6 protein-coding genes are annotated in these 16,452 nt (G+C 46.8%); 5 read left to right on the top strand and 1 reads right to left on the bottom strand.

Features of this window, described 5'->3' with window-relative positions:
- Positions 1–11: 11 nt before the first annotated feature.
- Complete coding sequence (locus tag AXFE_RS11470; protein WP_235347800.1) at positions 12–1,145, top strand: IS630 family transposase; 1,134 nt, start codon at positions 12–14, stop codon at positions 1,143–1,145.
- Between the two features lie 1,258 nt (positions 1,146–2,403).
- On the opposite strand, the gene AXFE_RS11465 is transcribed toward AXFE_RS11470, so the two are convergent.
- Positions 2,404–5,664, bottom strand: a complete 3,261-nt coding sequence (locus tag AXFE_RS11465) for an acetyl-CoA carboxylase family protein (RefSeq protein WP_160291841.1) — start codon at positions 5,662–5,664, stop codon at positions 2,404–2,406.
- Positions 5,665–6,805: 1,141 nt separating this feature from the next.
- On the opposite strand from AXFE_RS11465, the gene AXFE_RS11460 reads away from it, so the two are divergent.
- The 4 genes from AXFE_RS11460 to AXFE_RS11445 all read left to right on the top strand — a co-directional run.
- Positions 6,806–10,099, top strand: a complete 3,294-nt coding sequence (locus AXFE_RS11460) for a glycosyltransferase (protein WP_160291840.1) — start codon at positions 6,806–6,808, stop codon at positions 10,097–10,099.
- Between the two features lie 668 nt (positions 10,100–10,767).
- On the top strand, positions 10,768–13,386 hold the full coding sequence (locus AXFE_RS11455) for a beta strand repeat-containing protein (RefSeq protein ID WP_052606015.1): 2,619 nt from the start codon (positions 10,768–10,770) through the stop codon (positions 13,384–13,386).
- Between the two features lie 529 nt (positions 13,387–13,915).
- Positions 13,916–14,482: a dCTP deaminase gene (gene dcd, locus AXFE_RS11450; RefSeq protein WP_052604367.1), complete on the top strand. Its 567-nt coding sequence runs from the start codon at positions 13,916–13,918 to the stop codon at positions 14,480–14,482.
- A 284-nt stretch (positions 14,483–14,766) separates the two neighbouring features.
- Positions 14,767–16,452: (Fe-S)-binding protein (locus AXFE_RS11445; RefSeq protein ID WP_052606013.1), on the top strand; the 1,686-nt coding region annotated here is incomplete at its 3' end.

The raw sequence follows: 16,452 nt of genomic DNA, 5'->3' as shown, positions 1-16,452 counted from the left end.
AAGGGAGTACGATGCAAAGTCACACCATTTCAGAGGAGCCAAACATTGATGCCAACCAGAGCAAGCCGCCCAAGAAGAGATCTGGACGACAAGCTTCGGTGGTTCCGCTCAGTCCCAAAGAACGTAGCGAATTAGAAGCAGTGGTAAGAAAGTCCACAGCTCCCATAGGACAGGTGGCAAGGGCCAGCATTGCCCTATGGAGTAACGAAGGGGTTGGAACCAACGAGATCGCGCAAAGACTTCAGATATCTACAGAGACGGTATGCAAATGGAAGCGGCGTTTTATCAACTACGGAGTGGAACTTCTCGATGACGCACCGAGAAGTGGAAAACCGAGAAGCATTGATGACGAAAAGATCGCCGAGATTCTAAGGATCACTTTGGAAGAAGAGCCCCCGCTTGCTACCCAGTGGTCGACGTCTTCAATGTCCAAGCGGATCGGGGTATCACCAGCGAGCATCTCACGTATCTGGAGAACCTTTGGCCTCAAGCCCCATGTCTTGGGATACTTCAACATCAGTACCGATCCGGCCTTTGCCGAAAAGGTCCGCGACATAACTGGGATCTATCTCAATCCCCCTGATGCTGCACTGGTACTATGTATTGACGAAAAGACACAGATCCAGGCGTTGGATAGAACCCAGCCACTGCTTCCCATGAGACCTTTTGTTCCAGAGCGGCAAACACATGACTACAAACGCAACGGCACAACAAATCTCTTTGCAGCACTTGATGTTGCCTCTGGCAAGGTGATCACCAACACCACAAAGGCTCATCGGGCGATCGAGTTCATAGCCTTTTTGGATCAGGTGAAAAAAGAAGTTCCAAAAGAACTCGAAGTCCACGTCATCCTGGACAATTATGCAACGCATAAAACCGATGCTGTACGGGCCTGGCTCATAAAAAACCCCAGATTCCACTTCCATTTTACACCCACCTACTCCTCGTGGATGAACCTGGTTGAGAGATGGTTCTCGGAACTGACTACCAAAATGCTCCACACATCCACCCATAAGTCACAAAAGCAACTCGTTGCTTCGATCAACACCTGGGCAGAGCGCTGGAACCAAGACCCAACACCATTTAGGTGGGTAAAGACAGCTGACGAGATATTCGCATCGATGGCAAAGTATCTGGGGAACTAGAACTCAGGGAACTTATGAGAGGGGACACTAGGAAGGCATTGAGGTCTAGTGTTGCCAAGAAGTTTTGCCAAGGAGTGTTGTTGCAGACCACTCGCAGTTAGCATTTAGGACAATTATTTTTTGGATTTGACGGGTTATCGATTTTGATCTTCATCGGATCTGATGTGGTCATTTGGTAAATCGGTCTCCTTACTTGGGAATCTATCTTCCAGGTTGTCGCATTTGGTTATCTTTCTTAGGATAGACGAGATGGTCTGACGACAAATTTCATTACTACGATAGCGTTTTTAGCTGTTTCTATTTCAAAAGTTCTTTTGCAAATAACCAGATTGCTTCCCCTAACGGTGCTCAATCGATGGGTCTATCGAATTGCATATGTGCGAAGTCGATAACGATGTCATCGAATATAGGGAATCTTTATTTGTTGAGCCCTGTTTGGGTCGACGAACTAACTTAGACGGTACCGAGAACGGTAAATCTCGAATTGAATGATGAGCTAGATTTTGCTTGCAGAATGGCATCATCTTCTCCTACTCTAGTGAACAGTGAGCTTTGAACATTGAGCTCAGTGGAGGTAGGATACAATTTCACCTACATAAGTCAGCCGGTGAATTATGTATTTATCATATTTATCTGGTTGATGCATTATCTGGTCGACTCCTAGCGGTGGAATGGCGTCTCTATTTATGACTTGTATTCGCTCCCTATGGGTTTCGCCACGGAGTTAGACCCCAAGTTATCAAGGAGACTATCTTTAGCTAGGACTTTTATGGAAGATTTTAAGGGTGTTTTGAGAAGGGTAGCCTCCATGCAATCGGACAGCGACCCTCACAACGGCCCATGAAATACTAAGACTAAGTCGCCAGAGCTCAAGGTATCTGAAGCACGGTGACCGTCAATGGCAATTGGTACCATCTGATCCATTTCAAGTATTAAGGCCAGTTATTATTCGGAGCAATCTAATAGAGGGCTAATAGATAGGTGGCCTTGTGGAGATTTAATTGAACTTTTTCATGGGCTGACCTTTTCTATGGGTTGAACTTTTTCATGGGCTGACCTTTTCTATGGGTTGATCTTTTTGGTTCCTTAAACCTTTTGTGTTGTTCAATTTTTTAGGGTCGTTAGTTTTTGAGTTTGACGTCATGTTGACTTGCTTCGGATGAGATTTTCACCGATGGATTCTGAGCCTTGATTAGGATCGTTTAGGGACCGTTTCTCTTTATTCTTTGAATGGCCAAGGTTTCATCGTAGCCAAAGACTAAAGCTGAGAGAGAGTCTTCGAGATAATCGAACGGGTGTGAGAGGGATCGATAACGTCGTCAATCTCGAAGACGCTAGCCATTGAGATCGCTTTGCCCACCTCATATATTTGTGCCAATAGCTCGTCATATCTGTTTTGACGTGCTATTGGATCTCCGATTGCCTCGAGTTCACGGCGATAGCCAAGTCGAATTGCCCCTTCGAGCCCCATCCCGCCGAACTCTCCACTCGGCCAAGAGACCGTGAGCGCACAGCTTTTGAAGCCTCCACCCGCCATTGCCATTGCTCCAAGGCCGTAGCCCTTTCGTAGGACCACTGTAATGAGGGGGACATTAGCGTTCGCGCCGGCTATGAAGAGGTCTCCAAAGACCTTGACCGCTCCTAGGCGCTCAGAATCGGGGCCTACCATGAACCCTGGGGTATCACAGAGTGAGATGATGGGCAACTTATACGCGCTGCAGAGTGATATAAATCGACTTGCCTTATTGGCAGCATCTACGTCGATCGCCCCACTGAGATGAAGAGGGTTATTTGCCATTACCCCAATCGATCTACCCTCGATCCGAGCTAGATAGGTACGAATACCTACTGCATATTGGCCTCTTAGTTCAATGACTGAATCAAAGTCAAAGATCGTCTTGATAATCGGGTCTATCTCATAAACCCGTAGGCGATTTGGCGGAATAGCTACCCGTAGTTTTCTTTGATCTTGTTCTATGGAATTGTCAGTAATCTTTGGCTTTGAGACAATGGATAAGTATTTTTTGGCCATGGCAATTGCACTTTGCTCATCTGGCACGGCAATATCGATGACTCCGTTTTTCGACTGAGTCTCCATGGGGCCGATATCTCCTGGTGCAACTACCCCAAGGCCACCACCTTCAATCATGGCTGGACCACCCATTCCAATGCTGACGTCGTCAGTTGCGATGATGACGTCGCCACAGCCGGCCAATGCTGCATTTCCAGCAAAGCAATAGCCAGAGACGATCGCGATAATTGGTACCACTTTGGAGAGAGAGGCAAATAGGAAGAAGGTATTTAAATCTAGACCCGCAATTTGAGAGGTGTCACTATCGCCTGGCCGCCCACCGCCTCCCTCGGCAAAGAGGACAATAGGAAGTAGTCTTTCTCTGGCAATTTCAAGGATTCGATCGAGTTTTCTATGGTTTTGAAGGCCTTGGGTTCCGGCCAAGACCGTGTAGTCATAGGAGATGACCACGCATGAGGTGTTATCGATTTTTCCGATTCCTGTAATAATGCCATCGGCTGGAGTGTTCTTTATTAAATCATCGAGGTCTCGACGTCTTCTCTGTGCGGCAATTGCTAGTGCCCCATATTCAATAAAAGAGCCTTGATCACATAGATCATCGATGTTTTCGCGAGCCGTTCGACGCATTTTTGAGTGACGTTTTTCAACTACTTCGATCCGATGTTGGTCAAGAGTTAGGTTGTGCCGGTCAATGACCTCTTTTAGGTCGTCTCGAATTTCATCTAGGTCTATCTCTGTTACCTCTAAGGTTTCACCAAGCGTGAGCTCTTCGTCTATTGATCCAATAAGGACAATCGGATCACCGATTCGAAGCTCGTCTCCAACGCTGACAAATATCTGCTCAATTCTTGCTGGTGTCGGAATTAATACGAGGTGGTGCATCTTCATTGATTCAATTACCGCAATAGCCTGTGATGCCTTTATCTGTTCACCTGGGAAAACCAGCATCTCCACTACTACCCCAGTGATCTTTGCACTTATTAGATTTTGATTCTCTGAAATAAAAAGAGGTGTTGGGTCGATCTCCTTCGCCTTTGCGTCATCGAATGCTTTTGTCTTTTTGATGTCGGACTGCAACTGAGCTGCGCGGTGAAGGAGGCGGGCTCTATATTTGTCGAAGAAGTCTGTAGTGGCAATACCATTTCGAAATTCCGGCGTCTCCAAAATGGCGCACAGGAGCATTTGGTTAGTGTCAATAGGTTGGATCGAAAGCCTCGAAAGGCTACGGACCATTCCTTTGGCCAACTCGGCCAAGGTCACATCTTTGTCTGTCAGAATCATCTTGGCTATCAATGAGTCATAGCGTGAACTAATGTGACACCCTTGTGTGAGATTGCTCTCCATTCGAATTCCACGCCCGCTAGGAAAGTTCAGGTATTGAACTATGCCAGACGAATGTGTTGTTTGTCCTTCTATTGAAAGTGCTTCAGCGCAGATTCTCACCTCAATCGAGAGGCTCTTGGGCGGCTCAATCTGATCAGGTCGCATTCGAATCTGAGAGAGGCGGGCGCCACCAGCGATTTTGATAGCAGCTGCCACCAGGTCGACCCCAAGGATCTCTTCGGTTATGCAATGTTCGACTTGGATTCGAGGGTTGGCTTCGATAAAGTAGACCCTGTCTTCGTGGACCAGAAATTCAATGGTTGCAAGGCCCATCAGTTTGAGATGCTTGCCGATCGCCACGCTGTATTCGAAGAGTTTTTTTCGGATCTCGTCTTTGACTGTGATAGCTGGAGCTATCTCGATTAACTTCTGATGATTTCTCTGTAAGCTGCAATCTCGATCATACAGATGAGAGACCCGCCCACTTCCATCTCCGATTAGTTGTACCTCGATGTGTTTTGCTTCTTCGATTAGTTCTTCGAAATAGAGGTCTCCACTTAGAAAGTTGGCCTTTGCCTCATTGGAAGCTTGGTCAAAGACGATCTTTGCGTCGTCGCCGGGTCGAATTATTCGAAGGCCTTTTCCACCACCTCCGCTGATTGCCTTTAAAATTAGAGAGGCATTTGAACTCTCTAGCTTGGATTCAACTTCTTTTAAGGTGGTTGGGCCATCGCTACCGGGAACCGTGGGAACTCCAAGCATCTTTGCGAGACGACCACTAGCGGCTTTGTCTCCAAGGAGTTCGAGCGTCTCAACACTGGGACCTATGAAGGTTACGCCGTTTTCTAAACACAACCTCGCAAAGGTTGGACTTTCGGATAAAAAACCATATCCAGGATGAATGGCATCACATTGATTTTCTAGTGCCGCTAATACGATGGCTTCTGACTCTAAATAGGCTGCTGCTCCTGAATTTTGGGATAGCGCAATAGAGCTAGCCCCATAGTTTTGGGCGATCTCTTTTTCGTCTAACGCGACGTAGGCAATAGTGTCGATCCCTAAATTGTTTGTGCTTTGGATGATGCGCCGTGCAATCTCGCCTCTATTGGCTACAAGAACTCGTTTGATTGTCATAGATTCTCCACCGCCGATTTCTCTATTCATTTCAATCATGGATCTTTGTTCAAAGTGTATTTTGTTCCATTGAGACCAAGCTACGATACATTAGGATCCCGGTTGGAACTGTTTTTATGTTTGTTCGAATTTTTGATTGACCATATGTGACTTTTTTGGAGATCGGTGACTCTTTTGCAGAGATCTAAGTTCGCAGACACAGTTTTTTTGTGAAGGACAACTCGATACAGCGGAAATTGAATTGGACTATCGAAACCTTAGCCTCTGCCGTTGAATTTTAGGGGTGACACGGCGATGACTGGCCCTTGGATTTGAGCAGTAATTGTTGAGCGGTGACTAGTTGAGTAGCATTGGTGTGTCGAATCGAACCATCGAAGGTGATAGGGGTGACATGGCGGTTATCTGGACCGGCGGTTATCTAGGGTGATTGAGATTTTGTTCTCGGCGAACCGTTGAACTAATTCGCTTTCCTAAGGTTAATCGCGATTCTTCAGGGCGAAGATATTTTGTGGCGGTCGCTACTGGTGCCCAGCTTTTGTCAGTCGGTTTCCAGGATTAATTTAAGGACTTATCCCTGCGGGGTTCTTAGAACTTTAGTTCGTGTTTCATGTTATTACCTTGTGTTGTGAACTCATATGTAGCCAAGGTGATCGCCTAGTTGGCTGTGATGGTTGACTTTGCAAAGCAACGCTAGAGAAGTTTTAGGGAGCTCTTGAGAAGGGGATCACCTTTTGGCTAGAAATCAAGATAACTTGGGTGTGATCCTAATCGCTAAACAAGCTGGACAAAACCGACATTGCAATTCGCTCTAATTTATGCTGGGTGCCATGGATAAAGCAACAAGACGGAGATTTTTCCCTGAAGCGAGATATATTTTTGTTTGTTGATCTAGACATTTTTCAATGGTCAAAGATTGATCGGTGCTAACGCGGTGTGTTGCAACTATCTTTGGTAGTTGATCATCGATCGGCTATTGCATTTCCAGTCAGTTGGACTAGAGGGTTCAAGGTATTACGGGAGCGATCCAAATGTGTCAGTACGCCCTTCAACTTTTGCTAGGGCTAGGATTAGTGGTACTTACATCAATTTAAATTAGAAGGGTTCGTCTGGCAACGTCATGGAGAGCGATCTCATCTTGGCCAGAAGTTCTGATTTTAGGGAGTTTTCAGACGTGACAAGCGGATCAATGGACAGATATAGTTGGCTGAATCCAAGCATCTTTAAAGTTCCCGACAGATTGACCGAAATTCCCGGGTGGCATGGCCATATTCCCTTTGCATTGTGGGTAATTGAAGCAATCAAACCACGATTGTTTGTTGAACTTGGCACTCATAAGGGTGACTCTTATTCCGCTTTTTGTCAAAGTGTCAGCGAGCTAGGTCTTCCCACAGCTTGCTATGCCGTCGATTCCTGGGAAGGTGACGAGCATTCGGGTTTGTATGGCGATGAGATTTTCGCTGAGCTGTCAGCGTATAACCAAAGGAAATTTGGCGGCTTTTCTACGCTCCTTCGAATGTATTTCGACAATGCCCTTTCATACTTTGACGATGGCACTATCGACTTGCTTCATGTAGATGGGTACCATTCCTACGAGGCCGTAAAGGTTGACTTTGACAAATGGGTCAGCAAGCTCTCATCTCGAGGGGTCGTTCTCTTTCACGATATAGCCGTAAGAGAACGAGACTTTGGCGTTTGGAAGTTTTGGGATGAAGTCAAGACCCGCTATCCAAGCATTGAGTTCACTCATTCAAATGGATTGGGCGTTCTAGCGGTCGGTCCGGAAGTGCCACCTGTTTTGGCAGACCTCATAAGGTCTTATCAGGAGTACCCTTCGAGTGTCTTAGGACTCTTTCAATCACTTGGAGCCCGATGTCAACAGATAAGCGAAAAAGATCGGTTGAATGCCGAACAAAGAGATCTACAGGCTCGTCTCTTCCAAGAACAAAGTCGTAGCGCGGAAGCAAATCGACAATATAGCGAATTAATCGATGAGATGTACTTTGTCAGTAGTGACTTGGCCGAGCATAAAGAACTCGCTGATCGGCTCACCGAGGAGATTAAAGATCTTAGGGCTTCTCTGGCGGCTGAGCAGGAACTCAACTACTCAGTTTCAATGCAAATCGGACGAGCAGTTGAGGAAAAGACCGAGGTTCTAAATTCCGAGGCGTGGCGCATTACAGCGCCTCTTCGATATTCAATAATTTCTATCAGACGCTTATTGGGTTGGCGTCGTTTTTTATCGATGACGAATCCGAAGTTAAAGCCCCTCCAAGGCGTAGTTTCGAGTGGCTTGACGGGTAAATCTATCGCACTTGGTGGGCAGGTGCGATATTCGATTGAACCACCTCTACCGTTGCCAGGCTGGTATCAGCTAGAGGTCGAGATAGAGACTTTGGTTGGTACGGAAAATCTTCGCGGCTATGTCATCGCTGAGACCAATAATTTTGATCGCTACAGCCAACAGGTCCCTTCTCGAAGAATTGGTCAGCAGTTAGAGATCCAATTTCACTTCAATTCTACGATAACTCGCTTAGAACTTGTCGTTATGGGCTTTACCGGAGAATTCCAACTGAAGGAAGTCCGACTGCGTCCGATTTTGGGAGTCCCAAATCATCGAATCGCTCGAATCTTTGGTCCTCTTATTGGAAATGTTTTGTTGTCGGAGCTGCCCGAAATTCAAAACCAGCAAGAACTTTTGAGTGACGAAAGTAACTATATAAAGTGGATTGAGAATTCTGAGCGCATTGACGAAGGCGATCGTCAGGCGATTTTGGACGAAATAGCAGCGTTTCAAAAAAAGCCACTCATTAGCGTGGTTATTCCATCCTACAATACCCCAATCGATCACTTTGTAACAGCAATCGAGTCTGTTAGAGCACAGATCTATCCAAATTGGGAGTTGTGCATCTCAGACGATGCATCTAGCGATGTTCGAATCAAGACATTGATTGAGCGCTATGTTGCATCGGACAAGCGAATTAAAGCGCATTATCGTGAGCAGAATGGCGGAATTTCAGTTAACACTAATGATGCCATCTCGTTAGCGACAGGCGAATACTTGGCATTTTTAGATGCCGATGATGAGATCTCAGAGTTCGCCCTCTTTTATGTTGCTAGGGAACTGCAAAAATCGTCTGGGCTTGAGTTGATCTATAGCGACGAGGATAAGATCACCGGAACCGGCAATCGTTTCGAAGCCTATTTCAAACCTACTCTCTCCCCGGAACTGCTTTTGTCTAAGAATTACATAAATCATCTCAGCGTCGTAAAGACTTCAACTCTGCGACGTTTAGGTGGGTTGCGGCCGGCTTACGATGGTGCTCAAGATTGGGACTTTCTTCTCAGATTGCTCAGCGAAATTGGAAATGACCTCTCCTTGTCGAAGAGAATACCAAGAGTCCTCTACCATTGGAGGAGCCTGCCTTCTTCGACATCGACTGGCTCTGAGGTAAAAACTTACGCACTCGAGGCGGGGCGTAATGCAGTGAAGACTTATTTAGATAACATTGTTCCAGGTTGTGACGTTGTTGCCTCGGCGGGAGCAAAAGCAATAAATAGGGTAGTTTTTCCGGTTCCTAATTCGACTCCACTCGCCTCTGTCCTAATTACAACTGCTGGTGGTTACTCGGTGATAAGGGCATGTCTGGATAGTCTTTTTGGAAAAACTACCTATTCGAATTATGAAGTTGTTCTGCGGGTAGATTCAAATGTGGCGCTATCGCCGAGAACGACCATGTATTTGGATTCCTTGACCACAAGACATCGATTTTCTTATCACCTAAGCATGCGACGTGCTGACGCTGGTTTTAATTATTCGGTCGCTGTGAATGCTCTCGCGAAGATATCAAAGGGAGATATTTTAGTCTTTCTCAACGACGATACCGAGATCATCGAAGGCGAATGGCTAAGTGAGATGGTCTCAGTTCTGTCCGTGCCGGGCGTAGGCGCTGTTGGTGCTCACCTTCTTTATCCTAGTGGCCAAATTCAGCACGGCGGTGTGCTTGTTGGAATGGGCGGGGTGGCAGGACACTTGTACCACCTGCATCAAGATGGAAGTCACGGTTATTTCAACGATCTCTTTGCCCTTAGAAATGTCAGCGCTGTTACTGGTGCATGTCTTGGGGTGCACCGTGATATCTATCTTAAGGTTGGAGGTTTCAACGAGGAACGACTGGGAATAGCTTTCAATGATACCGATTTTTGCATGAAAGTGCTTTCGAGCGGTTATCGAATTGTGCAGGATCCGAATGTCAGACTCGTGCACAAAGAGTCGATAACTCGAGGATATGAAGATACCACCGCTAAAAAGCGTCGCTTCAACTCTGAAATAGCGTACCTTCGCGCGACTTGGATGAAATACATCGAAGACGACCCATTTTATAATCCGAATCTTAGCAGAAATGGCACTTTTGAGACCGAGTCGGTTAGCCGAGTTCGAGAGATGGATAGAAAATTGGCTAAGTGATTCTCCCGGAGAGTCGTTAGGTGCTCTTACGGAGTTCCGACATCACTCATTGCTCTTAGGTGCACTTACTCTGAAGGTAAATTCAGTATTTCTCGTATTTTTAACTGTATACACGTCTACGAATAAGCCGGGAGGACTTGACACTCAAAGACTTTTGTTTTTGGAGTTGCCTTTCTATAGTTCGTTGAGGGTGATTAGCTCGGAATTGGGGAGAGCGCTCGACTCCTTGATAGTAGCAACGGAACCTCTATGGTTGTCCAGTAGTTTCTCTTTCCCCGTCGATAAATCTGACTCAGCAGATCAACAGAGTCAGATTTATCGACCCTTTGAGTTTTCGCCACGATTGCTATGAATGCACTTGGGCAATCGTTTTTGTGAATTTGAATGAAGGATTGACCTAAATCAGGAGTAAAGGTTGAGGTTTTCAAAGGATTTTGGATTAATTAGGAGGAATTTCGCATTTGTATTGAGAAATTTGGCACCATTGGCGGGAAGTAGGTGCTAGATTATCTTTCGATCAGCTAGATCCATACGTCTAAGATTACACTTGGTGTAGGTGAAGTAGATCAGAGTGTTCTGGCTCCCATGTCTGGGAATACTCTGGAAAAGATGGCTTTTGGCCTTTACAGAGCTGGACAAAAAAAAGTGCAGGAGGAAGTGGAGAGGATATGAACAAATTGAAATTTGATAACTCTAATACCGAGGAGGGTGGATTGTCCCGACGAACAGGATCGTTTACTAAGAGATTTTTAGCCATGACTGGTGCTGCGGCGCTGGTAGTAGGTGGCGCTGGGTCAGTATTTATTGGAGCAGGCGCTGCTTCGGCAACAACCACAGTAAGTTCGTCAACTTATATTGTGGGTTCGCAGGTATCAGGTGTGACGCTGGGACAATCTAGTACGACTGAAAGTGCTTCAGCTGTTTACACGTTGGGATTCACCGCCACCGACGGTATAGCGGCAGGCGGTTCGGCCACCTTGACTTTGACGGATGGCGCTGCATCGGGGAGATGGGCGCGTGCTTTGACCAAGGGTCCTACGTCAGTTATTGTAACTAGTGGCGGAAATTCGGTCACTCTAAGCGGAGCTTCAGTTGGGTACGCTCCAGGATCCACCAAGGCCGCTACTACTGTTACGATGACGTTGCCTAGCACGTTTTCGGTGGCGAACGGGGCTGCGGTTACCGTTCAATTCACAGCTTCAAATGGGGCGGCTGCCCATACCTACACGGCATCGGTTTCTACTTCAAGTGATTCTGTACCTGCCTCAGGAACGTCATATACTTTGGTCGCGGCCGCTAGTGCAGCAATTACAACTTCGTTGTCAAATGCGATAAACGGTGCTTCTGCTACGTTGACACTCGGAAGCATGTACTTGGGAGATTCTACCGCTACCCCAGCGGCGCAGTTGACTTTTCCGTCGGCAGCTGGCAATCAGGGCGTTTTCACCTTGACCTATGGCGGTGGAACCTTACCCTCAAGTGCAAGTAACTACACGATAACGGCAACCAACTCCACTGGAGTGGTGACAACTTTAACTTCAGCTGATTTTGCTGTGGCTTATGGTGTGGGCGTAACGGATACGGTATCTATCACCTTAAACGGCGGTACCTCTATTGCAGCTGGTGACCTTGTGTCTATTTCAGTAGCGGGGGCTATCAACCCAGCTTCTGGAACTACCTCGGTTACCCCAGTAATAACAGCTACTGAGACGGGTACAAAGGCAGCAACCTGGGTAGTGGATGACACCTCAACCTATAGTGGCACAGCTGGAACAGTGAATTCGCTTACTTTGGGTTCGCCAACATCTGTGACAGGATTGTCGATCACCCCAGCTTCTACGACCTCGTCGGCGTCTACTTCATACTCGATTAACTTTAAAGCCACTTCAGCTTTAGTGAAGGGAAACTTGGTAAACGTTGCTTTAGCAAGTGGAACAGTTTTGGGAACTAGTGCATATGTGGTTGACGCTACTAGCGGAACTTCGTACGTCGCTACGGTGACTCCAGGAACTGGTTCCGCAGCTAACACAGGTACTGTAACTTTGACAGCCGGCGTTAGCGCTGGTGATAGTGTGACCGTAACCTTGATTGGTGTGACCAACCCGACTGCGGGCGGTTCGGATAGTGGAACGATCTCGACGACTTCGGATTCGGTTGCTGCTACGGCGAACTATGCAATAACTGCGGCGACGACTTCCACGTTAGCTCCAATAGTCACTTTGAGCAGTGGTTCTGCTGGCGGGTCTGCGACTTACACGATTACTGATATTTCAGCTTCGGCGGCCTACGCGACAGGATCAACTACCGGTCAGATCGGCCTCTATTTCCCAAGTGGTACTGGGTTGCCGACCGCTCCTTCTCAGTATTCAATTACCGATCTCACCAATTCTTCGGGAACTGGTGCGCCGGCTAGTGTTAGTGTTGACACTACAACGGTGACTGGTGACAATGGGGTGACCTTGACGGTTAGCAAGTCTATTTCCATGAACGACCAGCTAAAGATTGTCGTTACAGGTGCTATAAATCCTGTAGGTGGATCATATAGTGCTCAGTTCACAGGGCTGAATGGATCTGTACAGACGGTCGCGCCTTCATTCCCAACTACTGCAATGACCTATCCGAACGGCGCGTTCGTTCAGTCTGGTGCTCAGATTGACGTTATTGCCGGTGGATATGGATTCGGAATCTCTACTCAGGCTGCGTTTGCACAGCTACAGGCGATGGATCCTGCTTCAGTTGTTACTGGAACGTTCCCAGCCGCGACTGGCCCTAGGGCTGGTACTTTGATTCAGGTTGCTGGCTCTGCTGGTATCTGGGTTGTGGGTACTGATGGTAAGATCTATCAGTTCTCTAGTGCGTCGCAGTTCATGGCTGATGGATATTCTCCAATGCAAGTTGTGCAAGTTCCAAGTTCGGGTGGTTTGACCGTAGGTACTGGTGCAGCTCCTACGGCAGCAATGACTTTGGCTGATGGTTCCATTCAGAACTTCGGCGGGACTTACTATGTGTACTCGGGTGGTCATGCATTCGGTATTCCTACACAAGCTGATGCTGCCGCGATTGAGGCTTCTACTGGTTCGATGGTAATTACTGGATCCGGTTCGGCTCCAACTAGTGCAACGATTGCCGATGGTTCTCTAATCCAGCCAGTGGGCTCAGCGGGTATTTATGTTACTTCTGGAGGCAGTGCTTACCAGTTCAATAGCGGAACGCAGTTGAGGGGCAATGGCTACACAGTAATGTTTGTAGTTATGGTTCCTTCTTTGGGATCTGTTACGGTAGGGTAACTTCTATCAATATATCTAAGAGCTAATTGACCTCAGGGGGTGCGCGATTTATATCACGTGCCCCCTGTTTCTGTATTAGGGCTGAGGCTCTTATCAGCTAGATGCCTAGAGATGATATGGTGGAGTTGGGCCTCGTGCTTTGACTGCTAAGGCTATGGTTTACCTGTGGTAGCGATGCTACAGCCCATTGGTTTGCCATTGAATAGCCCAGCATTAGGTAATTGCTCAAATGGATTATTACAGCTACGACAAGGATGATCCTATTGTCTGTCCTTAGTATCACAGGTTCGTTACCTTAGAGGCTGATTTAGATAAGGGCCAAGGCAGCACAGTTGAATCTGTCATGAGATTGACTTAGATTGGCCAGATTGACCTAGGGTTCCCCTTCTAAGGGGGTCAGCTTGTCGGCCTCCCCTCCTCGCACCAAGAGGCTTCTAAGCTTTTTGATCTGTCTTTAGCCCTTAAATGAATCAAAAGTTCCCCCGACCTCGTTCGTCAGTGCCAATCTCTCTTACTATCGTTATTTTGTATGATTCTTTCCGATCGCACCATACGCTCTGAGATTGAGGCTGGACGAATAGTAGTTGACCCATTGGGTGAAAATGCAATTCAACCCTCATCTATAGATCTACGTGTCGATCGCTTCTTTCGTATCTTTCGCAACCATGTAGCTAAGGTGATCGACCCACGTGTCGAACAAAAGGATCTAACTGAAGTTATCGAGGTAGATCCCGATGGTCTTTTTATCCTGCATCCAGGTGAATTTGTCCTAGGCTCAACTCTTGAGCGCATTGGAATCCCAGACAACTTAGTAGGCCGCCTAGAAGGTAAATCATCCCTTGGCCGTCTTGGCCTTTTGATTCACTCAACCGCCGGCTTTGTCGATGCTGGCTTTAGTGGCAATATCACCTTGGAACTCTCCAATGTAGCCAATCTCCCAATAACTGTCTATCCAGGTATGAAGATCGGACAGATCAGCTTTTTGGAGATGACAACCCCAGCCCTTATCCCATATGGCTCTAAGAGTCTTGGCTCTAAGTACCAAAATCAAAGCGGCCCAACCCCATCTATGAGCCATAAGAACTTCGAAGAATAACCATCTTCGCTATCGACTGTTATTTGGGGGGGGGGTGACTGCGTCAGCCATCTATGAGCCATAAGAACTTCGAAGAATAACCATCTATAGAGTTGGCAGATTTGTTACTTGGTGGTAACATTAGTTTTTGCCTATTTTATGACTGCTCTTTCCTCTAATCTATTTGGATGTTCCACCAATTGGATACTTTTGCCAATTGGTTGTTTCAAACTAAATGGCGACTAAATGACGAAATGAGCACTCGTTAGAATCTTTTGGCACCGATGAAGATCCCTGGAGGCTAGATGCGTCTAATCGTTGGATTAGTAATTACTGTGGCTGCATTGGCCATAGCTCTAAATAGAGCGCTATTTATTATGAAGTTGGTGAGATCTGGAGCTAAAGCCCCAAATCGCTCATCAACCATAGCTTCTCGAATTTCAACTGAACTCACAGAGGTACTTGGTCAACGAAAGCTCCTCGCCAAGACAATCCCAGGAATTGCACACTTCTTTACCTTCTGGGGATTTACCATTTTGATCGCAACGATCATAGAGGCATATGGAGCTCTCTTTCAATCCAACTTCGCCATTCCACTGATTGGCCATGACTCATGGCTTGGCTTTATCGAAGACTTCTTCTCTGTAGCTGTCTTAGTCTCTTTGGTCGTCTTTTCAATAATCAGAGTGATAAATGCACCTAAGAAAAAGGCTAAAGCATCTCGCTTTTATGGATCACATAACTCTGCAGCATGGCTAGTACTGGCGGGAATAGCCCTAGTTGTCATAACCCTATTGGTCTATCGAGCCGCTCAAGTAAATACAGGTGACTTCCCCTATTCCAACTTCGCATTTGCAAGCCACCTAATCGCTAACGCCCTAGCACCCCTGGGCCATTCAGCCAACAGTGCAATTGAGACCATCTTCTTATTGGGTAACATCGCCATCATCATGGGCTTTTTGGTCTTTGTCACCTACTCTAAGCACCTACACATCTTCGTAGCTCCAATCAACATCGCATTCTCTCGACGTCCCAAGGCACTAGGTGCCCTAGATAAGACACCTAACATGGACCCAGAAGAGCTAAGTGAAGACAGCGTCTTTGGCGTAGGCAAGATAGAGGACTTCTCCTGGAAGCAACTGCTAGATCTAGTAACTTGTACAGAATGTGGTAGATGCCAAGAACAGTGTCCCGCCTGGAATACACAAAAGCCCCTCTCTCCCAAACTCCTTATCATGGATCTAAGAGAGCACCTCTTTGAATCCTCCCAGCGCCTATTGACAACCGCTGGAACCACTCAACTTCTTGAAGAACCCAAGATGCTGGTCCCAAGTGTCATAGATCCAGATGTCCTGTGGTCTTGTACCACCTGTGGAGCTTGTGTTGAAGCTTGTCCTGTAGATATAGAACACATCGATGCAATTGTAGATATGCGTCGTTACCAAGTTCTAATGGAGAGCGACTTCCCAAGTGAAGCCCAAGGCATGCTCCGTAACATAGAAAACCAAGGAGACCCATGGGGCCTTGGCTCTTCTCATCGAGGAGATTGGGTATCAGAGCTTGACTTTGAAGTCCCAATAATCACCAATGAGATCCCTGAGGATATCGAATACCTCTTTTGGGTTGGCTGTGCTGGAGCACTAGATGAAAGAGCTAGAAAGGTCACCCAATCGATTGCTCGCCTACTTCATAGATCTGGAGTCACCTTTGCAATACTTGCAAAGAAAGAGAGCTGCACCGGTGATCCAGCTCGAAGACTAGGCAACGAATACCTCTATCAAAGCCAAGCAATGACCAACATAGAGACCCTAAATTCAGCCAAAGCCAAAAAGATCATAGCCTCTTGCCCTCACTGCTTTAATTCCTTAGCCAATGAATATCGTGGCCTAGGTGGCAACTACGAAGTCATCCATCACACCCAACTACTCAAAGAGCTAGTAGATGCCAAAGCACTAGTTCCAACCATTACCCAAGATGCCAAAGTAACCTAT

The organism is Acidithrix ferrooxidans (genome assembly GCF_000949295.1).
Classification (GTDB): domain Bacteria; phylum Actinomycetota; class Acidimicrobiia; order Acidimicrobiales; family Acidimicrobiaceae; genus Acidithrix; species Acidithrix ferrooxidans.
The sequence above is the reverse complement of the archived record's forward strand: the minus strand, read 5'-3'. Positions and strand labels throughout refer to the sequence as shown.

Coding starts and splice junctions, on each gene's coding strand:
- AXFE_RS11470 (WP_235347800.1), top strand. CDS start 12: ATGCAAAGTCACACCATTTCAGAGGAGCCAAACATTGATGCCAACCAG.
- AXFE_RS11465 (WP_160291841.1), bottom strand. CDS start 5,664: ATGAATAGAGAAATCGGCGGTGGAGAATCTATGACAATCAAACGAGTT.
- AXFE_RS11455 (WP_052606015.1), top strand. CDS start 10,768: ATGAACAAATTGAAATTTGATAACTCTAATACCGAGGAGGGTGGATTG.
- dcd (WP_052604367.1), top strand. CDS start 13,916: ATGATTCTTTCCGATCGCACCATACGCTCTGAGATTGAGGCTGGACGA.